Raw genomic sequence first — 20510 nt, 5'->3', positions numbered from 1 at the left:
CATGGAAGCGTTCATCGAACAATGGTTGTTGCTGCTCGGGGAGTTCGCCCGTAGCGACGGGTTCTTCCAGGCCGCCTTCATGTTGCTGCCGGCCTTCCTGTTGCTGGAAGTGCCGCTCAACCTGATGGTATTGATCGGCGTGCTGCGCTGGTTCATGCGCAAGCCGTTCGAGCTGCCCAAGGACAACGGCTTCCGCCCGCGGGTGTCGTGCATCATCACCTGCTACAGCGAAGGACTCGACGTCCAGAAGACCCTGCTGAGCCTGTGCGAGCAGACCTATCCGGGCTACATCGAGATGATCCCGGTGGTCGACGGCGCGGCGGTCAACAAGCCGACCATGCAGGCGGTGCGGGACTTCCGCGTCGACCCGACGCTGCACCCGCGGCGCCTGCTGCGGCCGATCGCCAAGTGGCAGCGCGGCGGCCGGGTGTCGTCGCTCAACGCGGGCCTGGCGCACTGCACGGGCGAGGTGATCATGGCGCTAGACGGCGACACTTCGTTCGACAACGACATGGTCAGCCGCATGGTCCGCCATTTCGCCGACCCGGATGTGCCGGCGGTGGCGGGCAGCCTGCGGGTGCGCAATGCCTGGGCGTCGCTGACCACGGCCATGCAGGCGCTGGAGTACCAGCTGTCGATCCACATGGCCAAGATCGGCCTGAGCGAATGGAACCTGGTGAACAACGTGTCCGGTGCCTTCGGCGCGTTCCGCCGCAGCTTCCTCGACAAGATCGGCGGCTGGGACACCCACACGGCCGAAGACCTGGACATCACCCTGCGGATCAAGAACTACTTCGGCCGCCGGCCCCTGCGCATCCCGTTCGAGCCCGGCGCCATCGGCCATACCGACGCGCCGGTGAAGTTCCTGCAGTTCCTCCAGCAGCGGCTGCGCTGGGATGGCGACCTGTACTTCCTGTACATCCGCAAGCATCGCCACAGCTTCAACCCGCGCCTGCTGGGCTGGCCGAACTTCCTGATGACGCTGGTCACCGGCTTCTTCTTCCAGCTGGTGCTGCCGTTCATCATCTTCGGCTACTGCGTGATAGGCCCCCTGGTCGTGCCCTTGCCGCGCTTCCTGGCGCTGGCGTCGCTGATCTACCTGGTCTACCTGGGCATGACCCTGCTCCTGTACCTGGCCATGCTGGTGCTGGTTTCCGAGCGTCCGCGCCAGGACCTGAAACTGTTCCCGGTGGTCTTCGTCTTCCCCCTGTTCATGCTGGTCATGCGCCTGTGGAGCGCCGTGGCCATGCTCAACGAGGCACTGCGCCGCGGCCATGAAGAAACCAGCATGGCGCCCTGGTGGGTGCTGCGTAAGGCAAAGAGGTTCTGATTTGATGATGCGATCCCTGCTACTGGGTTCCCTGCTGCTGGCTGCCGGCCTGTCCCGGGCCGACGTGCTGCCGTTGTCGCGGGTGCTCGACAGCGCCGACGACAGTGCCGTGCTGCAAGCCAATGCCGCCGACCTGCGGGCCCTGGACGCGCTCAAGGAGCAGCGTGAGGCCGAGGCGGGCTGGCAGTGGTACGGCGCGGGCAGCGCCGGGCACTACCGCGAGCTGGTGACCGAAGACGTGATCGACACCTACTACGGCCGCAGCCTCGCGCTGGGCCTGCGCCACCCCTTGCTGGGCAGCCTGCGGCGGCAGATGCAGGCGGTATCCGCGGTCGAGCTCGACCAGCAGCGGCAGCGCTCCCGCCGCCTGCTGCAGAAGGCCGAGCAGCGGCTGGCGCTGCGCAGCGCCTATGCCGACTGGTGGCGCGCGGAAGAGGAAAACCGCTGGTGCCAGGCCCTGCTGCCCGACGCGGCGAGCGCCCGCGAGCGCCTGGCCCTGCGTCAGCGCCAGGGCTGGCTGTTGCCGTCCCAGGCGCAACTGCTCGACGGCCGCTGGCAGTCCCTGCAGCGCCGTTGTGCCTCCAGCTCGCGGATGATGGATGATACCCGCGCCAGCCTGGCCGAACTCTCCGGTCTGGATATCACCCCCAGTCAGCAGGCCCAGGCGGAAGCGCTGGCGGAACAGGTGCAGCCCCTGACCAGCTGGCGCCAGGCACTGGAAGGCCATCCACGCCTGCAGGAGCGCAAGGATGAACTGCGCCAGGCCGAGCAGAACCGCAAGTCGCCCTGGTACGACAGCATCGATTCCAGCTTCAGCGTCGGGCAGAGCTTCGAGGACCGCAGCGGAGCCACCAGTACCGGTAATGGGCTGGTCGCCAGCCTCAACTTCTCCACGCCCTTCGACCTGATGTCCTACGGCCAGGCCCGTGGGCGGGAAGGGGAGGCACGCCATCAGGCCGCCCTGGCCCGGTTGGGCGCCGAGCGCCAGCAGTTGCTGCAAGCCCTGGGCAAGGCCCTGCAGGACCAGCGGCGGGCGGTGGAGGACCTGGAGCGCGAGCGCGAGCAACTGGCCGTCTCGTCGGTGGCCCTGCGCGAGCAGCGCCTGCGTGCGGATCGTTCGGCCGAAGGCTCGCTGGCCGAGGTGCAGGCGGTGGAGCTGGAGCGCTACGACAACGGCATGCGCCTGATTGCCGCGTGGCATGCCGCCTGGTTGCGCGAAGCCGCCCTGCGCATGTTCGTCGACGATGACCAGGCCCTGAGCCCGCTGCTCGGCGTGCAGACGCTCGGCTGGCAGCCGCCGGCAGGCGCCCAGGCGAAGACCGGAGGCAACGCCCCGAGCAAGGCTAACCCGTCGCGGGACGCGGCCTGGAACCAGGGCGTGTACCTGTGGAAGAGCCAGGCCCTGTTGCAGCCCGATACCCGCCGTGCCGAGCTGAAGGCGCTGCGCGGCGCCGGTATGCAGCGCCTGTATGTCGGGCTCGACGCGCGTCAGGTGGCGGATATCCCGGCCCTGCGCAAGCAGCTCGACGGCACCCTTGCCGATGCCCGTGCCCAGGGCATGCAGGTCGTCCTGCTGCTGGGCGACCCGGCGTGGCTGTCGGCCGATGGGCGCAAGGACCTGCTGGCGCTGCTCGGCCAGCTTCGCGATGTGCGATTCGACGCCGTGCACCTGGACCTGGAGGTCGAGCAGCTCGGCTGGCCGGTACCCGACAGCCGTCTGCAGGACTGGCTGGATACCACGGGCGCCGTCGCTCAGCTCAATTACTGGCCGCTGGAACTGTCCAGCCACCCGCGCTGGTTCGCCGAGTCCCATGGTGGCCCGTGCGTGCCCTGTGCCTTGCCCGGACGCGGCGTGAAACAGGTCAGCCTGATGATCTACACCCGTAACCCCGAACGCAGCGCGGACCTTGCGGCGTCCATCGCCCGGCGTTGGCCGGCGCTGCGATTCCGGCTGGCGCAGAGCGTCGAGCCGCAACTGTCGGCCGAGGAGTCCTGGGCCGGGGCGTCGGGCGTCCAGCTGCAGCAGCAGGTGGAGCGCTGGCGCACGCGCCTGCAGGCGGCCGGAGTCTCCGGCATCGATTGGCAAGATTGGTCCCATTACCCGCATTGAGCATCCCATGAAGATTCGATTCTCCAGCCCCAAGGAACAACAGCCCACCCAGGACCAGGGCCTCAAGGTGCTTTACGCGCCGGGCAAACGCATGGCGTTCAAGCTGCGCTGGTATCTGATCCTGTTCGTGGTGACCAGCCCGCTGCTGTTCCTGGTGGGGCGCGAAATGCTCGGCCTCTGGCTGATCGAGGCCCCCGCGCAGCTGCACCTGCCGTCCAGCGAATTGCGCGCACGGGAGGCGGGGCAGGTGGCGAAGATACTGGTTCGCCCCGGCGACAAGGTGCAGGCCGGCCAGTTGCTGATGCAGATGGACAACCCCGAATGGCGCTCGCGCCTGGCCCTGCTGGCCGACCCTGCCAAGGCGACACCTGCGGCACCGGGGCGTCGGACCCTCAGCGAACGCGAGCGCGAGCCGCTGGTACGCCTGCTCAATAGCGCTGACAGCCGCCTGCAGCAACTGCGCGGCCTGCTCGCCGCCGGCGCGGCGACCCGGGGCGAAGTGCAACAGGCCCAGGACGAGCGTGACCGCCGCCAGCGCGACCTGGTGGAGTTCGACCGGCGCGAGTCGCAGCCGGGGGACGACACCCTGGATCGCCAGCGCCGGCTGGAAAGTGACTGGCTGCAGGCGCGCCTGCAAGGGCTGGAGCTCAAGGCCAGCGACTCCGGGGTCATCAGCGAAGTCATGGTGGGCGAGGGCGAGAACGTCGGTCCCGGCACTTTGCTGATGCGCCTGCAGCGCCTGGGCGACGCCGAAATCTGGATCTACCTCGATCCGCGCTTCGCCGAATACGCGTCGCCCGGCCAGCCGTTCCGCGTGCGCCTGCCTGACGGCAAATGGCTGCAGGCGGAGGTGGTGCGCATGGTGGAGGATGCGGCCCCGGTGCCGGTGGAACTGCGCGAGGCCTTCAGCGCCCCCAACCGCAACCTGCGCCTGCTGGCACGGGTCAAGGGCGATGAGTGGCCGGCCTTCTGGCGCGTCGACCGCCTGGGCCTGAAGGCACGCTTCCCGCACCGCTGGAGCTGGCTCAACCGCTGGGCGGTCCAGGAGTAAACCGGCCGGGGCTACCCCCTCCGGCGTTGCATGCCGGCCCGCAACGGGTCGGCAGTGCGAGCCTGTGGCGACGTCGCGAAAGCGAACCTCAGCCGCGATTTGTCAGCCACGCTCGCCAGCCGCCGAAGCGGCTGATGTCTTCGGCGCCGTCCAGGCCCCAGGCGTCGCAGATGAAGCCGGTCTCCCAACTGCCATCCTCCAGTTGCACCTTGCCCAGTCCCAGCGGCGCCGGGATGCCGGTGAGGAAGGAACCCAGCTCGGCGCTGGGCAGCTCCCAGACTTCCACCTCGATCGCCACGCCGCCTTCGGCCACGCGCAGCATGCCGGGGCGCAGCGGCGGGCCGCCGGCCAGGGCGTAGAGCTTGTAGGCCGGCGCGCTGCGGGTGGCGCGCAGCAGGCGGGCGCCGCGCTGGCGCAGTTGCCCGTTCAGCGCCAGGCCGTCGAGGTGCGCGCCGCACACCACCAGGCGCGCGCGGTCGTTGCGCGCAGGGGTGGCGGAGGAGGAGGGCGCGACGGCGTTGCCGCCGGCGAGCGGCAGGTTGTGCAGGCGCTGCAGGGCGTCGGCCATGCCGAGCAGGTACTGGTCGGTGAAGGCGCGGCCGAACAGGGTCACGCCCCAGGGCAGGCCGTTGTCCATGATCGCGCTGGGCACGGCCACGGCGGCGTAGTCCAGCAGGTTCATGAAGTTGGTGTAGTAGCCCAGCTCGGAATTGCGCTTCACCGGCTCGGCGTGCAGCTCGTCCAGCGTCACCGGGCGGCCGATGGTGGGGGTCAGCACGCAGTCGAGGTCGGCGAGGATCGCGTCGCACTGCGCCTTGAGTTCCTGCAGCCGGTACTGCGCGCGGAATGTCTCCACGGCGGTGGAGGCGGGCGCTTTCGCCAGCACATCGCGGATCACCGGCAGCACGGCTTTAGGATCGTGCTCGATCAGCTCTCCGGCCACGCTGTAGCGCTCGGCCACCCAGGGGCCTTCGTAGAGCAGACGCGCGGCTTCGAGGAAGGGCGCGAAGTCGATTTCCCGCGCCTCGCCGCCCAGCGCTCTGAGCTGGTCGATTGCGTCGGTGAACAGCACCGGGCCTTCATGGCAGCCGAAGAACTCCAGCTGCCCGGCGCGGGGCACGCCGAAACGGAAGGGCCTGGGCGCACCGAAGGCGCTGGCGTCGTTCCAGGCGGGGTTGGCGCGGCTGTAGCCGTCCTGCGGGTCGAGGCGGGCGGTGAGGGCGAGCAGCTCGCTGGCCTCGGCGGCGCTGGCGGTGAAGTAGGTGATGCAGTCCAGGGTGCGGCAGGCCGGCACCAGGCCGGTATTGGACAGCAGGCCCTTGCTCGGCTTGAGCCCCAGCAGGCCGTTGAGCGCCGCCGGCACGCGGCCGGAGCCGGCGGTGTCGGTGCCCAGGGCGAAGCTCGCCACGCCCAGCGCCACGGCCAGCGAGGAACCGGCGCTGGAGCCGCCCGACGGGTACTCCGGCAGCACGCTGTTGCGGCATTCGCCGTAGGGCGAGCGGGTGCCGTTGAGGCCGGTGGCGAACTGGTCGAGGTTGGTCTTGCCCAGCGGGATGGCGCCCAGGTCGATCAGCTGTTGCACCAGCGTCGCGGATGTCTCCGGCGTGTAGGCGTAGGCCGGGCAGGCGGCGGTGGTGGGGATGCCGGCGAGGTCGATGTTGTCCTTGATGGCGAAGGGGATGCCGAAGAGCGGGAGTTTATCCGGCGACTGGTCGTCCAGCGCGGCGAAGTAAGGCTCCAGTTCTTCCGGGCTCAGCAGGTGGATGAACAGGCGGTAGTCGGGGTTCAGCGCGGCGGCCTTGTTGCGCAGAGCGGCGATCAGCTGGCGCGGCGTGGTGCGGCCTTCGCGGTAGGCGGCGCGCAGGGTGGCGGGGCGGAGGTCGAAGGTGGTGGGCATGGTTGGGGTTCCTTGGGGCCTGTCAGTTATTCGCTCGGCTTGCCCTCACCCCGGCCCTCTCCCGGAGGGAGAGGGGGAAGAGCAGTCCGGCGTGATGTCGAGTTCAATCCACAGGCTGGGCCGTGGATTCAGGGTGAATCGAATGCTCCCGCCCGCTCCGAACGTCCCCCTCTCCCGCACGCGGGAGAGGGCTGGGGTGAGGGGCTCTGTGCTCTGGGCAGACCTGTTCAGGCTTCTTCCATCACCACCACCCGTTGCCCTGCACGCACCGGCGAGCCGGGCTGCACGCGGACCTCGCGCACCACGCCGTCGCGCGGGGCGGTGAGGGGGATTTCCATCTTCATGGACTCGAGGATCACCAGAATGTCGCCGGCCTTCACGCTGGCGCCGGCCTCCACCTGCACCTGCCAGAGGTTGCCGGCGATGTGGCTCTCGACGGCGTGCTGGCCGGCACCGAGCGGGGCGTCCTCGCCGCTGTCGACGGCGGCTTCGTCGCTCTCGAAGTGCGCCTGGCCGGAGGCGATCCAGCGTTCGCGCTCGGCATCGAAGGCCGCGCGCTGGTGGCTGCGGAAAGCGGCGATGCTCTCGGCTTCCTCTGCGAGGAACTGCTGGTAGTCGGCCAGGCGCAGCTCGCTGTGCTCGATGCGCAGGGGGTAGCGGCCCAGCGGGAAGTCGCGGCGGATGCGCAGCAGTTCCTCGGCGGACACCGGATAGAACCGCACCTGGTCGAAGAAGCGCAGCAGCCAGGGCTTGCCGTCGAACGCCGCGACCTCGCGGTAGCGGTTCCACATCTGCAGGGTGCGGCCGACGAACTGGTAGCCGCCGGGGCCTTCCATGCCGTAGACGCACATGTAGGCGCCGCCGATGCCCACGGAGTTTTCCGCGGTCCAGGTGCGTGCCGGGTTGTACTTGGTGGTCACCAGGCGGTGGCGCGGGTCCAGCGGCGTGGCCACCGGCGCGCCGAGGTAGACGTCACCCAGGCCCATCACCAGGTAGCTGGCCTCGAACACGGTGCGGTACACCGCCTCCAGGTCCGGCAGCTCGTTGATGCGGCGGATGAACTCCAGGTTGCTCGGGCACCAGGGCGCGTCCTTGCGCACGGTGGTCATGTACTTCTCGATGGCCAACTGGCAGGCCGGGTCGTCCCAGGACAGCGGCAGGTGCACGACGCGCGACGGCACCTTGAGATCCTGCGCGGCGCAGACGGCGTCCCACAGCCCGGCGACGGTTTCCAGCAGGCTTTGCAGCGGCAGGGTTTCCGGCTGGTAGTGCACCTGCAGCGAGCGGATGCCGGGGGTGAGGTCGACCACGCCGGCCAGCGCCTTCGCTTCCAGCGCCTGCATCAGCGCGTGGGCGCGGAAGCGCAGGACCAGGTCCAGCTCGGGCTGGCCGATTTCCAGCAGCAGATGGGTGTCGCCGGAGAGGCGGGCGACCAGGCGGGTGTCGTCCTGGCCGAGGTCGAGGACGATGGGGGAGGTGAGACTGGCGCTCGGGCTGCCCTCACCCCCCGCCCTCTCCCGCAAGCGGGAGAGGGAGCTGTCCGCGTGGCCGGGTAGCACGGTATTTGCCGGCAACTCCGCACTGCCCCCTCTCCCTTTGGGAGAGGGTTGGGGTGAGGGGAAACCGGCAGCGTCGCGGTTCGCCTGACCTGTAGGAGCGAGCTTGCTCGCGAACGGAGTTCCACTTGGCAATCCGGTGACATGCGGTTCGCGAGCAAGGGCTAAGGCGCCCCCCTCGGTCCTACGAAAAGCCGCAAGGGTGCGGGCGGTGGAGATGTCGACGGGCAGGAACCGCACCTTGTCCCCGGCCTTGAGCTGGCCGAGCTGCCAGAGATCGGCCTCGATCACCGTCACCGGGCAGACGAAGCCGCCCAGGCTCGGGCCGTCCGGGCCGAGGATCACCGGCATGTCGCCGGTGAAGTCCACCGCGCCGATGGCGTAGGGGTTGTCGTGGATGTTCGACGGGTGCAGGCCGGCCTCGCCGCCGCTCTCGCGCACCCACTCCGGCTTCGGGCCGATCAGGCGCACGCCGGTGCGGCTGGAGTTGAAATGCACTTCCCAGTCGGTGGCGAAGAAGGTCTCGATGTAGGCCGGGGTGAAGTATTCCGGCGCGCCGTGGGGGCCGTAGATCACGCGGATTTTCCGCACGGCCGGCAGCTCGGTGCGCAGCTCCGGCGGCAGGCTGGCGCCGTGACGCTCGTCTGCCAGTTCCGCCAGGTGCAGCACATCGCCGGCACGCAGGGCACGGCCGCCGTGGCCGCCGAACTGGCCGAGGGTGAAGGTGCTCTTGCTGCCCAGGTAGTCCGGCACCTGCAGGCCACCGCGCAGGCACAGGTAGCTGCGCGCGCCGGCGCCGCCGACGGTGCCGAGGCTGAGGGTGGAACCGGCAGGGATGAACAGCGAGGTGTCCATCGGCTGCTCGACGCCGTCCAGGCTGATCGGCAGCGCCGCGCCGGTGACGGCCACCACCGCGTCGGTGTTGAAGCGCAGGGTCGGGCCGCTCATGGTGATTTCCAGCGCGGCGGCGCCTTCGGGGTTGCCCAGCAGGACGTTGCCCAGGCGCAGCGCGCGGTCGTCCATCGGCCCGGATGGCGGCACGCCCACCGCCCAGTAGCCGAGGCGGCCAGGGTGATCCTGCACGCTGGTCTGGGTGCCGGCGCTGAGCACTTCGAAGGTTTGCGCGCGATAGCGCAGGCCTTCCAGGCAGCGGGTCCAGGGCGAGCCGCTGGCGAAGGGCGCGTCGGCGAGGATCTGCCGCAGGTAGTCGCGGTTGCATTCCACGCCGTAGAGCTGGCTGTCAGCGAGCGCGCGGTCGAGGCCGGCGCTGGCCTGTTCTCGGGTTGGCGCCCAGGCGATGAGCTTGGCGATCATCGGGTCGAAGTAAGGCGGAATCTCACAGCCGGCCTCGACCCAGGTGTCGATGCGCAGCGCCTTGCCGTCCGCCTTCGGGAACTGCACGGCGGTGAGCAGGCCGGGGCAGGGCTGGAAGTCGCGGCCCGGGTCCTCCGCGTAGAGGCGCGCCTGGATAGCGTGGCCGCTGGGTTTCAGCGTTGCTGCCAGTTCGGCCAGGGGCGGCAGGTCGCCGGCGGCCAGTTCGATCATCCAGCGCACCAGGTCGACGCCCCAGACCTGTTCGGTGACGCCATGCTCCACCTGCAGGCGGGTGTTCACTTCGAGGAAGTAGAAGCGCTGCGCCTCGCTGTCGTAGACGAATTCCACGGTCCCGGCGCTGCGGTAGCTGACCGCTTTCGCCAGTTGGATCGCCGCCGCGCACAGGGCTTCGGCCATGCCGGCGGGCAGGTTGGGCGCCGGGGTTTCTTCCAGAACTTTCTGGTTGCGCCGCTGCACCGAGCAGTCGCGCACGCCGAGGGCGATGACCTCGCCCCGGCCGTCGCCGAACACCTGCACCTCCAGGTGGCGGGCGCGCTGGATGTACTTCTCGATGAACACGCCGGAGTCGCTGAAGTTGTTCTGCCCCAGGCGCTTCACCGCATCGAAGGCGTCGCGCAGCTCGTCCGCCGAGCGGCACACGCGCATGCCGATGCCGCCGCCGCCGGCCGTGCTTTTGAGCATCACCGGGTAGCCGACCTGTTCGCCGGCGCGCAGGGCGGCGTCGATGTCTTCCAGCAGGTCGGTGCCTTCGAGCATCGGCACGCCCTGTTCGCGGGCCAGCGCGCGGGCGGTGTGCTTGAGGCCGAACAGGCGCAGCTGCTCCGGCGTCGGGCCGACGAAGGCGATGCTGGCGGCTTCGCAGGCTTCGGCGAAGGCGGCGTTCTCGGAGAGGAAGCCGTAGCCGGGGTGGATCGCTTTCGCGCCGCTGTCGCGGGCGGCCTGGAGAATCTTCTCGACCACCAGGTAAGTGCTGGAAGCAGGACCCTCACCGAGGCTGATGGCCTGGTCGGCTTGCTGGAGGTGCAGGCTGGCGGCGTCGGCTTCGGAGTAGACGGCCACGCCCTCTACGTGCAGCTCACGCAGGGTGCGCAGGATGCGGCAGGCGATGGCGCCGCGGTTGGCGATCAGGAGCTTGTCGAACATGAGGAAGTCCCCATGGGGTGGCGGGCCGTCCCGCCGTCATTCGGTGTGCGCCACGGTCGTCCGTGGCGTGACGTGCTCTTCGTAGGAGCGAGCTTGCTCGCGAACCCGGCCTAGCTCCGGTGCTAGGACGAGATCTGTTCGCGAGCAAGCTCGCTCCTACAAGGGGAGCCGCTGAGCGTCGGACTGCACTGGGCACTTCGGCTCTGGCTGAGGAGGAAGAGCCAGCGCCGCAACGCTTGCAGCTTTCCGCTTGCCGCTTGTGGCTGCTTCACTCCCATACCAGCAACTCCGCCGGCGTCGGGTTCCAGCCGTTGCAGGGGTTGTTGAGCTGCGGGCAGTTGGAGATCAGGACGATGACGTCCATGTGCGCCAGCAGCTCGACGTACTTGCCGGCGCCGGAGATGCCGTCCTCGAAGGTCAGCCCGCCTTCGGCGGTGACCGGCACGTTCATGAAGAAGTTGATGTTGTGGCTGATGTCGGCCTTGGTCAGGCGGCCGTCGTGCAGGCTGGCGCGCAGGAAGTTGTCGCGGCAGCTATGCATGTAGCGCTTGTCCAGGGCGTAGCGCACGGTGTTGCTCTCCTGGGCGCAGGCGCCGCCAAGGGTGTCGTGGCGGCCGCAGGTGTCGGCGGTGATGGTCAGCATCGGTTTGCCGAGGTTGGACCAGAGCACGCTGCCGGCGCTGAGGTAGACCTGCCCCTGCTTGCGCAGGGTGCGCTGCACGTCGTAGCGCTCGCGCGGGTTGGCGGCGCTGAAGAACAGCGTGTCCACCGCCTGGTTGCCTTCCAGGTCGAGGATGCGCAGGGTCTGCCCGGCCTTCAGCTCTGTGAGGCTGGGTTCGCCGGCCGGGATCAGGGTGCGCGAGACGGCGGCTTCGGGGTGTTTGTCGCTGGGGACGATGGGCATGCTCGCGCTCCTTACAGGTACTGGCGTTCGGTGTTATGGAAGCCGCGGCCGTTCTCCGCGCGCGAGGTGCGGCAGAGCACGCTGATGCCGTCCGACGCGACCTGCTGCCAGGTCAGGCCGATGGGCTTGGGCGCGTACTTCGGGTTCGGGTCCAGCGGGTGTTGCAGGGCGGTGAGCACGACGAGGGTGTCCATCGGCGCGTAGAGCTCGACATGGTCGCCGGCTTTCGAGTTGCCCTGGGCGAAGCGGAAGCAGCCGTCGGCGTCGACGTCCACGCGGCTGAACAGGTTCAGGCACATCAGCAGGTCCTGCAGGCGCATGTCCCACTTGCCCATTTCCACCAGCAGGTTGTCCGCGCCGTTGCGGTGGAAGCCGTTGCGCAGTTCCTGGTAGCGGCCCGCGCCGTACTTCTCCTGCACTTCGGCGGCGTTCAGCACGCCGCCGAAGCTGTCGTGCCAGCCGCAGCTGTCGGCGGTGATGGCGGCCAGTACGCGGCCCATGTCCGAGTAGAGGCAGTGGCCGGCGGTGAGCTTGGCGGTGTGCTGGCACTTGAGGCTGTCGGGCAGGTTCAGCCGCTCGCTTTTCTCGGCGGCGTTGAACAGCAGCAGGCTGACGTTGCCGCCGCCTTCGATGTCGGTCAGGCGCAGCAGCTGGCCGCGCTTGAGGACGAAGGAGGTGTGGCCGCCGCCGGGGACGGTTTCTTCGTAAAGGGTGGTGCGCAGTTCGTTCATGTCGGGTTCCTCAGTAGGCCGGCGTGAGCAGCGGCGCGGCCGTTTCCAGGCGCTTGGCGAGCGGTTCGGGCAGGGCCGCGCGGGCGGCCTTGCGGTCGGCGTTGAGCGGGATGTCGTAGGTGATGCGGGCGCCATAGGCGCTGGGCGCCTGCGGGTCGTGGCGGACCTTGTCGAAGACCAGCAGGCGGGTGCCCAGGCTGAAGCCCTCGGCGAGGTCGTGGGTGACCATGAACACGGTGAGCCGGGTTTCCTGCCACAGCTCCAGCAGCAGGGCGTGCATGTCCTTGCGGATGCCCGGGTCCAGCGCGCCGAAGGGTTCGTCGAGCAGCAGCACGCGCGGCTTCATCACCAGCGCCTGGGCAATCGCAAGGCGTTGCTGCATGCCGCCGGAGAGGGCGCTCGGGTACTGCTGCAGTGCATGGTCGAGGCCGACGCGCTGCAGCAGTTCGGCAGCCTGTTCGCGAGCCTCGCGCTTGGCGCTGCCGAACAGCCGGCCGAGCAGCGGCGAGCGCGGCAGTTCCAGGCCGAGGGCGACGTTGTCGAGCACGGACAGGTGCGGGAACACCGAGTAGCGCTGGAACACCACGCCACGGCTCGGATCGGGCTCGCCCACCAGCGGCCGGCCTTCGAGCAGCAGTTCGCCACGGCTGGGTCGTTCCTGGCCGAGCAGCAGGCGCAGGAAGGTGGACTTGCCGCAGCCGGAGGCGCCGACCAGGGTGCAGAATTCGCCTTCGTTCACCTCGAGATTCAGGCGCTCCAGCACGATATTGCCGTCGTATTCCTGCCAGACGTTACGGACGGAGATAAAGCTCATGCCTTGCCTCCTTCGTACCAGGGGAAGGCACGCCGGGTGAGGGCGCGCAGGGCCCAGTCCATCAGCCAGGCCAGCGCGGTGATCCACACCACGTAGGGCAGGATCACGTCCATGGCGAGATAGCGGCGCACCAGGAAGATGCGGTAGCCCAGGCCGTCGGTGGAGGCGATGGCCTCGGCGGCGATGAGGAACAGCCAGGCCGAGCCGAGCATCAGGCGCAGGGAGATCAGCAGGCGCGGCATCAGTTGCGGCAGCACCACGCGCAGGATCAGCGTCCAGGTGCTGGCGCCCAGGGTCTGCGCCTTGATCAGCAGCTCGCGGGGGATTTCCCGGGCGCGCTGTTCGATGTCGCGGGCAATGCAGGGGGCGACGCCGATGACGATGAGCACCACCTTGGACAGCTCGCCGAGACCGAAGACGATGAACAGCACCGGCAGGATCGCCAGCGGCGGGATCATCGACAGTACGGTGAGCAAGGGCGAGAGCGGCGCGCCGAACAGCGGCACGCTGCCGGCGGCGATGCCCAGCACCAGGCCGAGCAGGGCGGCGATGGACAGGCCCACGCCCAGGCGCTGGAGGCTGGCGCCGGTGTCCTGCCAGAACAGCACTTCGCCGGTGCGCTTGTCTTCGCTGAAGGCCAGGCGGTTCACCGCGTCGGCCATCTGCGCGGCGCTGGGCAGCAGCTTGTCGTTGGGGTTCTCCGCCAGCCGCGCCGTGGAGCCTGCGAAGTAGGCGAACAGCAGCAGGGCGAAGGGCAGCAGCACCAGGAACAGGCGGCCGCCACGGTCGGGAGTTCGGTTGATCAGGCGCATGTTTCGTACCTGTCTGTCGGTGGAGGGGCTTTCTGTAGGAGCGAGCTTGCTCGCGAACGGAGTTCCGCTTGGAACCCCAGGTGTCATGCGGTTCGCGAGCAAGCTCGCTCCTACAAGATTCGTAGGGCGCATAACGCGGAACGCGTTATCCGCCGTGGCGTTCGGACGGCGGATAACCGCAAGCGGTTATTCGCCCTACGAGTGGGAACGGTGCGGAGTTCAGAGCTTCCCGTCCGCCGCCATCTGCACGTAGGTCGGGTTGAAGCGCAGCTTGAGGTTCTGCGTATCGCCAGTGGCGATGCCCTTGGCGAAGCTCATGCCGACGGCTTCGGCGCTTTTCGCACCCTCGCCGAGCAGGCCATGGGCGAAGGAGAAGGCCGCGACCTTGTCCATGGTCGCCGGCAGTTTCGGGCTGGTTGCGAAGGCCAGCGCCTCTTGCGGGGTGGCAAAGAGCTTGGTGGTGGCGAGCTGGCTCTGGTAGCCGGCGAGGTCGGTGCCCGAGGCCTTGGCCATGTGCTCCAGCGCAGCGCGGCTTTCGGCGCTGTCGCCCTGCATCAGCGCCACGGTTTCGAACCAGGCGCCGGTGAGGGCTTTGCCCAGGGCAGGGTTGTCTTTGAGTACCGCGCTGTTGACCACCATCATGTCCATGATCTCGCCGGGGATCTGGCTGGAGTTGAACACCTCGGTGGTGCCCGGCTTGGCGCGGGCCTCGGAGAGCATCGGGTTCCAGGTGGTCACCGCCTGCACCTCGTCGGTGTTGAAGGCGGCGGCGATGTCGGCGTCGGAGGTGTTCACCGTCTTCACGTCCTTCTCGGTCAGGCGGGCGTTTTCCAGCGCGCGGGCGAGCAGGTAATGGGAGACCGAGAGCTCCACCAGGTTGACGTTCATGCCCTTGAGGTCGGCCAGGGTCTTGCCTTCGCCCTTGAGGACGATGCCGTCGTTGCCGTTGGAGAAGTCGCTGACGATCAGCGCGGTGGAGTCCACGCCGCCGGCGGCGGGGATGGTCAGGGCGTCCATGTTGGTCATGGTGCAGCCGTCGAACTGCCCGGCGGTGTACTGGTTGATCGACTCGATGTAGTCGTTGAGCTGGGTGACCTTGATCTCGATGCCGTACTTCTTCGCCCACTTGTCGACGATGCCGTGGCTGGCCGCGTACTCCCAGGGCATCCAGCCGGCGTAGATGGTCCAGCAGAGGTTGAAACTGTTCTTCGCGGCGGCGGAAGCGCCGAGGCTGAAGGCGACGAGACCGGTGGCGAGCAGGGCGGTCAGAAGGGGCTTGCGCATGGACAATCTCCAGGTCGGTTGTCGGGCGGGCAGGAGTCGGGCGGCACTGATGGCGCTCGCATCTCCCGGGCTTTTGTCCCGCCGTGTAACCTCGCTGGAGGTCGATGACTCTCGGACCAGTCACTCGCCGCGCGAGCCGGAACCCTAGTCATCCATTGTCAGATTGTGGTGCCGCTGTCCGGTGGTCCGGATGACTCCTGCACGCATCGCTAAAAGCGAATGCCGTGCCAACTCCGGAGAGCCGCCATTTTTCGCGCCGTTGCAATGAACTCAGGTGGTTCATGGGCCTTTTTTGCACGATCTGCGCTCAAAAATGAGGCGGGACGCTGCTTTCTGGTGCGTGTCTGTTGTGGAGCCCGGTTGTTGCCTCCGGGCGCGGCCTTCGATCTTCTGTGATGCGCAGGCTTCGGATGAGCGGTGTTGACAGATAATATTATGAGCATAATATCTAGCTTCAGATGACGGCTGTAATTCAATTGGGCCGGACATTCCCCATGGCCCACGGGCCCTGACCAGCCTTGCATGCGGGCGCTTCGCCCCACTGGAGAAGAACCATGAATGCCAAATCCGAACTGGGCCGCGCACTGATCACCGGTGCTTCTTCCGGCATCGGTGCCACCTACGCCCAGCGCCTCGCCGCCCAGGGCTACGACCTGCTGCTGGTGGCCCGTGACCAGCAACGCCTGGACGCCCTGGCCGCACGCCTGGGCGAGCAGTACGGCGTCTCGGTGCAGGTACTGAAGGCCGACCTGACCCGCAGGGAAGACCGCGCCCGCGTCGAGGCCCGCCTGGGTGAGGACGAGAGCATCAGCCTGCTGCTGAACAACGCCGGCGTGGCGCTCAACGGCACCCTGCTGGAGACCGACCTGGACCGCCTGGAAAGCATGATCGAACTGAACGTCACCGCCACCGCGCGCCTGGCCGGCGCTGCCGCCAAGGCATTCGCCGGGCGCGGACGCGGCACCATCATCAACGTCGCGTCGGTGCTGGCTCTGGCGCCGGAACTGTTCAACGGCAGCTACAGCGCCACCAAGGCGTTCGTGCTGAACCTGACCCTGTCCATGCAGCAGGAACTGGCGCCGCTGGGCCTGCGCATCCAGGCCGTGCTGCCGGGCGCCACCCGCACCGAAATCTGGGACCGCGCCGGCACCGACATCTCCGCGCTGCCGGCGGAAATGCTGATGGACGTGAACCACATGGTGGATGCCGCACTGGCGGGCCTGGCCCAGGGCGAAGTGGTGACCCTGCCGGCGCTGCCGGATGCCGGCGAGTTCGAAGCCTTCACCGCCGCGCGGCTGAAGATGGCGCCGAACCTGTCGCGCAACGCCCCGGCGGAGCGCTACGGCATTGCGGTCGACTGAATGATTCGTTGAGTGGCGAAAAGCGCTTGCCCCGGCCTGGTGCCGGGGCTTTTTTATGGGCGCTGCGTATTGGCCGGTAATCAACCGTAGGAGCGGACCTTGTCCGCGAAGTCCCGCCGCCACACCGGCGCTGAAGGATGGTGCTCTGGACAGGGGGCGCCATGCCAAGGTGCTTCCCGGACAATGACGGTTCCGCCGCGATGGATTTCGCGGACAAGGTCCGCTCCTACGAGATGTCTCTGCGCTCGGGGCGGCCCTCACCCTAACCCTCTCCCAGGGGGAGAGGGGACCGTTCGGTGCAGGAGGAAATCTCGGTCTCAGCCGGCACGGTCTGCCCCCTCTCCCTGAGGGAGAGGGCTGGGGTGAGGGGGAACGCGCCGGCACAGACTGTCCAGAAGTAGACAGTTGCTCCTACAGATGTCTGCCGCTGCTGCTCCAGCGGCAATCAACGGCTCACTCCGCCGCCCCGATCTCCCGCTTCAGATGCCGGCGTGTGCTCTCCAGGATGCGGTCGGAAAGCTCCGGGTCAGCCACGCTGCGCGACAGCACCAGCGCACCGATCAGGGTGGCGAGCAGGGCAACGCTTTCGTCGTCGGCATGCTCGCTTGGCAGCGCCTTCTCGATGGCATCGATGCGCGCCTGGACGATGGCGTCGGTGGTGGCGCTTGCATGGCCGCGTGCACCCAGTTCGGCCGAGATGGTCGGCAGCGGGCAGCCCTTACCGGGCGTGTTGCGGTGGCCGGGGGAGAGGTACTGGTCGATGAAGCCGGGCAGCGGGTCGGTCTTCGCGAATTGCTGGTCGACGACCGGGCGCAGTTGCTCGGCGGCCTGTTGCAGGGCGATCTCCACCAGTTCGTCCTTTGACTTGAAATGCGCGTAGAAACCGCCGTGGGTCAGGCCCAGTGCCTTCATAAGCGTCTGCAGGCCGGTGGCGTCGACGCCTTCGCTGCGGAATCGCTGCGCCGCCTCGTTGATGATGCGCTCGCGGGTCTGGGCCTTGTGATCTTCGGAATAACGCATGACCGGTCTCCTGCGGATCATGGAATGCTGGCTGTCATTCTAACGCAGGGTGGGCGCGGGTAGGTGATCTGGAGCAGGCATGGCATGCACGGAAAGATGATCGCGGACGGAGTCCGCTCCTACGATCCTCCCGACCGCGTAGGAGCGGACTCCGTCCGCGATGTCGTCGCCCAATACCAGGTCCCCTCGTAGGAGCGGGCCATGCCCGCGATTCGCGCGCATGGCGCGCTCCTACAGGTTAATGGACGGCTTCCAGTAGCGTCGCCACACCCTGCCCACCGCCGATGCACTGGGTCGCCACCGCATAGCGCCCACCGCTTTCCTTCAGCAGCGCCGCTGCCTTGCCGGTGATCCGCGCGCCGGTAGCGCCCAGCGGATGCCCGATGGCCATGGCGCCGCCGTGCAGGTTGACCCGGTCGATATCCAGTTCCAGCCCGCGCAGGCAGGCCAGGGCCTGGCTGGCGAAGGCTTCGTTGATTTCCACGAGGTCGATGTCGGCCATGCGCAGGCCGGCGCGCTCGAGCAGTTTGCGGGTGGCGTAGAGCGGGCCCATGCCCATGATTTCCGGCGGGCAACCGACCACGGAAACCGCCTTGATCCGCGCCAGGATATTCAAGCCGTGTTCACGGGCGAACGCCTCGCTGCACACCAGCACTGCCGCTGCACCGTCGGTGAGTGGCGAGGCGGTGCCGGCGGTGACGCTGCCGCCGAAGGCCGGCTTGAGTTGTGCCAGGGCTTCGAGGCTGGTACCGGGACGGATGCAACCGTCTTCGCCGACCACGCCGTTGGGCGTGTCGATCCGCACGATCTCCGCGGCCAGCCTCCCCTGTTCGCGGGCACGCGCGGCCTTGGCGTGGGAGTCCACCGCCATGGCCTCCTGATCATCGCGGGAGATGCCGAAGCGTTCGGCGACGATCTCGGCGGTCTGCCCCATGGGCATGTAGGCCTGCGGGAACTCCGCCAGCAGGCGCGGGTTGGGCGAGACGTTGAAACCGCCCATGGGCACGCGGGTCATGGATTCCACGCCCGCGCAGATGAACGCATCGCCCGCGCCGAGCTGGATCTGCCCGGCAGCGAAGTGGATGGCAGTCATGGACGAGCCGCAGAAGCGGTTCACCGTGGCGCCGGCCACCGTCTCCGGCAGCCCGGCGAGGAAGCCGGTAATGCGCGCCAGGTTCATGCCCTGCTCGGCCTCGGGATAGGCGCAGCCCATGATCAGGTCCTCGATCAGCCGGGCATCCAGGCCGCTGCGCGCGACCAGGCCCTTCACCGTTTGCGCGGCGAGGTCATCCGGGCGCACGTCGATCAACGCGCCCTTCTTGGCGAAGTGGAAGGGGGAGCGGGCATAACCCGCAATGACGACGGAAGTCATGGTCGATCTCCTGCAACGAATGGCCTGTCAGCGCCCGAGGATCAGGCAGGTGGTGGAACCGGTGGCGTAGAGGCGGCCGTCCACGTCGTAGAGGCGGCCCTCGGCCAGGGCGGTGGAGCGGCCGAGATGGATCAGTGTGCCTTCGGCGCGGATCGGCCCGGTGTCACGGGTCAGCGCGCGGATGTAGCTGATGCGCAGGTCGGTGGTAGTGTAGCCCAGGCCCGGTTCGAGCATGGTGTGCACCGCGCACCCCATGGCCGAATCCAGCAAAGTCGCCGCGTAGCCGCCGTGCACGGTGCCCAGCGGGTTGTAGTGGCGCAGGTCCGGGGTGCCCTGGAAGATGAAGCGGCCCTGGCCCCATTCCAGCGGGACGAAGCCGATCAGCGCATTGATCGGCGGGGCGGGTAGTTCGCCAGCGCCAATACCGTCGAAGAATTCCTGGGGCGTCTTGCCACGCAACTCCTGCAGCGAAACCACGCCGGGCTCGGCCAGGCACTGGCGCCTCTGCGTGGCCGCCGCTTCCCAGGCGGCAATCTTCTGTTCACGGGTGAGTGTCAGTTCGGTCATCGCAAGGCTCCGGCAATCAAATATTACGACCGTCATACTAGCATTGAATGACGATCAGCATATAAGTGACGGAAGCGCCATCCAGCAGGGCTGAAGCGACAGAGCGAGAAGCGGAAGGAGAGGGGAGGCAGGAGAGGGCGACTGGCGGAGCGGACTCCGCCAGTCGAAGGGCTTACTCGGCGGTAGCGGTGACGCTGGCCGCGCGAGCCTGGCTGCGCTGGGCCTTGTACTGCAGGGCGACGGCGGGCACCGGCGAAGCCTTGCCGGTTTCCACCCAGCGGCGGATGCGGCCGGCGTCGGCCACATGGGTGTGCTTGCCGAAGGCGTCCAGCAGCGCCAGCGCGACCGGGCGGCCGTTCATCACGGTGACCATCACCAGGCAGTGGCCGGCGTCATTGGTGAAGCCGGTCTTGGTCAGGCGGATGTCCCACTTGCCGCCGCGCACCAGCGGGTTCGTGTTGAAGAAGCTCAGCGAGTAGCCGGGCTTGCTGAAGCGCGCGTCGCTGGTCGCGGTGGTGCTCATCTGGCGAATCTGCGGGTAGGTGTAGGCGGCCTTGGCCAGGCGGATCAGGTCCTCGGCGTTGGAGGTGTTGTGGATCGACAGGCCGGTGGGTTCCACATAGTGGGTATGGTTCATGCCCAGGGACCTGGCCTTGGCGTTCATCGCCGCGACGAAGGCCTTGGAGCCGCCCGGATAGCTGTGCGCAAGGCTGGCGGCGGCGCGGTTCTCGGAGGACATCAGGGCCAGCAGCAGCATCTTCTCGCGGCTGATCTGGCTGCCCAGGTGCACGCGGGAGAACACGCCCTTCATTTCTGCGGTCTCGGAGATGTCGACGGTGACCATCTCGTTCATCGGCAGCTTGGCGTCCAGCGTCACCATGGCGGTCATCAGCTTGGTCACCGAGGCGATGGGCACGACCAGGTTGGGGTTGCTGGAATAGATGACCTTGTCGGTCTGCAGGTCGACCACCAGCGCGCTGCCGGAGGCCAGGACCAGTTGATTGGGCTGTGTCGCCTTGGCGGGCGAGGCGGCGAGAGAGTTCGATGTACAGACAACAGCGGCGCAGGCAAGAAGCAGGCTCAGTATCGAACGGCGACTAGTCATGAATGTGATTCGCAGGCGTGAGTGGGAAATTCTCTACATCCCTGTAGGTAATTTCGCGGGATTTTAATTCATGCCCCGGTCCAGCGCACCTGGCGGCGTGAGGAAGCTGCTGTATCAC

15 protein-coding genes and 1 riboswitch are annotated in these 20510 nt (G+C 68.0%); of the genes, 4 read left to right on the top strand and 11 right to left on the bottom strand.

From position 1 onward, the window contains the following. Position 1: 1 nt before the first annotated feature. The 3 genes from ACQ5BL_RS20340 to ACQ5BL_RS20330 are packed head-to-tail and all read left to right on the top strand — an operon-like array spanning position 2 to position 4491. Positions 2 to 1330: a glycosyltransferase family 2 protein gene (locus tag ACQ5BL_RS20340; protein ID WP_243806751.1), complete on the top strand. Its 1329-nt coding sequence runs from the start codon at positions 2 to 4 to the stop codon at positions 1328 to 1330. A gap of 4 nt (positions 1331 to 1334) precedes the next feature. Further along, a complete protein-coding gene (locus tag ACQ5BL_RS20335; RefSeq protein WP_243806749.1) occupies positions 1335 to 3440 on the top strand; it encodes a TolC family protein in 2106 nt (701 codons plus the stop codon). Positions 3441 to 3447: 7 nt separating this feature from the next. Then, a complete protein-coding gene (locus tag ACQ5BL_RS20330) occupies positions 3448 to 4491 on the top strand; it encodes an HlyD family secretion protein (RefSeq protein WP_207885531.1) in 1044 nt (347 codons plus the stop codon). Positions 4492 to 4579: 88 nt separating this feature from the next. Here ACQ5BL_RS20330 and atzF read toward each other — a convergent pair whose 3' ends face one another. From atzF to ACQ5BL_RS20295, 7 genes are all read right to left on the bottom strand, one after another. Then, a complete protein-coding gene (gene atzF, locus ACQ5BL_RS20325) occupies positions 4580 to 6388 on the bottom strand; it encodes an allophanate hydrolase (protein WP_243806748.1) in 1809 nt (602 codons plus the stop codon). A gap of 227 nt (positions 6389 to 6615) precedes the next feature. After that, positions 6616 to 10422 carry a 5-oxoprolinase/urea amidolyase family protein gene (locus tag ACQ5BL_RS20320; RefSeq protein WP_243806746.1) on the bottom strand — a complete coding sequence of 1269 codons (3807 nt, stop codon included), beginning with the start codon at positions 10420 to 10422 and terminating at the stop codon, positions 6616 to 6618. Positions 10423 to 10690: 268 nt separating this feature from the next. Continuing rightward, positions 10691 to 11326, bottom strand: coding sequence for an urea amidolyase associated protein UAAP2 (locus ACQ5BL_RS20315; protein WP_243806745.1), 636 nt, complete (start codon positions 11324 to 11326; stop codon positions 10691 to 10693). 11 nt (positions 11327 to 11337) lie between these two features. Beyond that, positions 11338 to 12057, bottom strand: a complete 720-nt coding sequence (locus ACQ5BL_RS20310) for an urea amidolyase associated protein UAAP1 (RefSeq protein WP_243806743.1) — start codon at positions 12055 to 12057, stop codon at positions 11338 to 11340. A gap of 10 nt (positions 12058 to 12067) precedes the next feature. Continuing rightward, positions 12068 to 12871, bottom strand: coding sequence for an ABC transporter ATP-binding protein (locus tag ACQ5BL_RS20305; RefSeq protein WP_243806742.1), 804 nt, complete (start codon positions 12869 to 12871; stop codon positions 12068 to 12070). Beyond that, the gene (locus ACQ5BL_RS20300; protein WP_243806740.1) at positions 12868 to 13683 is read right to left on the bottom strand and encodes an ABC transporter permease; all 816 of its coding nucleotides are present in this window, start codon (positions 13681 to 13683) and stop codon (positions 12868 to 12870) included. The genes ACQ5BL_RS20305 and ACQ5BL_RS20300 overlap by 4 nt, the downstream gene beginning before the upstream one ends. Positions 13684 to 13902: 219 nt before the next feature. Beyond that, positions 13903 to 14967 carry a putative urea ABC transporter substrate-binding protein gene (locus tag ACQ5BL_RS20295; RefSeq protein WP_243806738.1) on the bottom strand — a complete coding sequence of 355 codons (1065 nt, stop codon included), beginning with the start codon at positions 14965 to 14967 and terminating at the stop codon, positions 13903 to 13905. Positions 14968 to 15027: 60 nt separating this feature from the next. After that, positions 15028 to 15126: riboswitch (guanidine-I (ykkC/yxkD leader) on the bottom strand. Between the two features lie 395 nt (positions 15127 to 15521). Between ACQ5BL_RS20295 and ACQ5BL_RS20290 the strand changes: the two genes are divergently transcribed. Next, on the top strand, positions 15522 to 16328 hold the full coding sequence (locus ACQ5BL_RS20290) for an SDR family NAD(P)-dependent oxidoreductase (protein ID WP_243806736.1): 807 nt from the start codon (positions 15522 to 15524) through the stop codon (positions 16326 to 16328). A 453-nt stretch (positions 16329 to 16781) separates the two neighbouring features. Here ACQ5BL_RS20290 and ACQ5BL_RS20285 read toward each other — a convergent pair whose 3' ends face one another. From ACQ5BL_RS20285 to pbpG, 4 genes are all read right to left on the bottom strand, one after another. Next, positions 16782 to 17348, bottom strand: a complete 567-nt coding sequence (locus tag ACQ5BL_RS20285; protein ID WP_243808983.1) for a TetR/AcrR family transcriptional regulator — start codon at positions 17346 to 17348, stop codon at positions 16782 to 16784. A gap of 238 nt (positions 17349 to 17586) precedes the next feature. Further along, on the bottom strand, positions 17587 to 18720 hold the full coding sequence (locus ACQ5BL_RS20280) for a thiolase family protein (RefSeq protein ID WP_243808984.1): 1134 nt from the start codon (positions 18718 to 18720) through the stop codon (positions 17587 to 17589). Positions 18721 to 18747: 27 nt separating this feature from the next. Next, positions 18748 to 19287, bottom strand: coding sequence for a PaaI family thioesterase (locus tag ACQ5BL_RS20275; protein WP_207885519.1), 540 nt, complete (start codon positions 19285 to 19287; stop codon positions 18748 to 18750). A gap of 172 nt (positions 19288 to 19459) precedes the next feature. Beyond that, the gene (gene pbpG, locus ACQ5BL_RS20270) at positions 19460 to 20392 is read right to left on the bottom strand and encodes a D-alanyl-D-alanine endopeptidase (protein WP_243808985.1); all 933 of its coding nucleotides are present in this window, start codon (positions 20390 to 20392) and stop codon (positions 19460 to 19462) included. Between the last annotated feature and the right edge of the window lie 118 nt (positions 20393 to 20510).

Source organism: Pseudomonas sp. B1-22, from assembly GCF_050474425.1.
Lineage (GTDB): Bacteria > Pseudomonadota > Gammaproteobacteria > Pseudomonadales > Pseudomonadaceae > Pseudomonas.
This window is presented reverse-complemented; position numbering and strand designations above follow the sequence as displayed.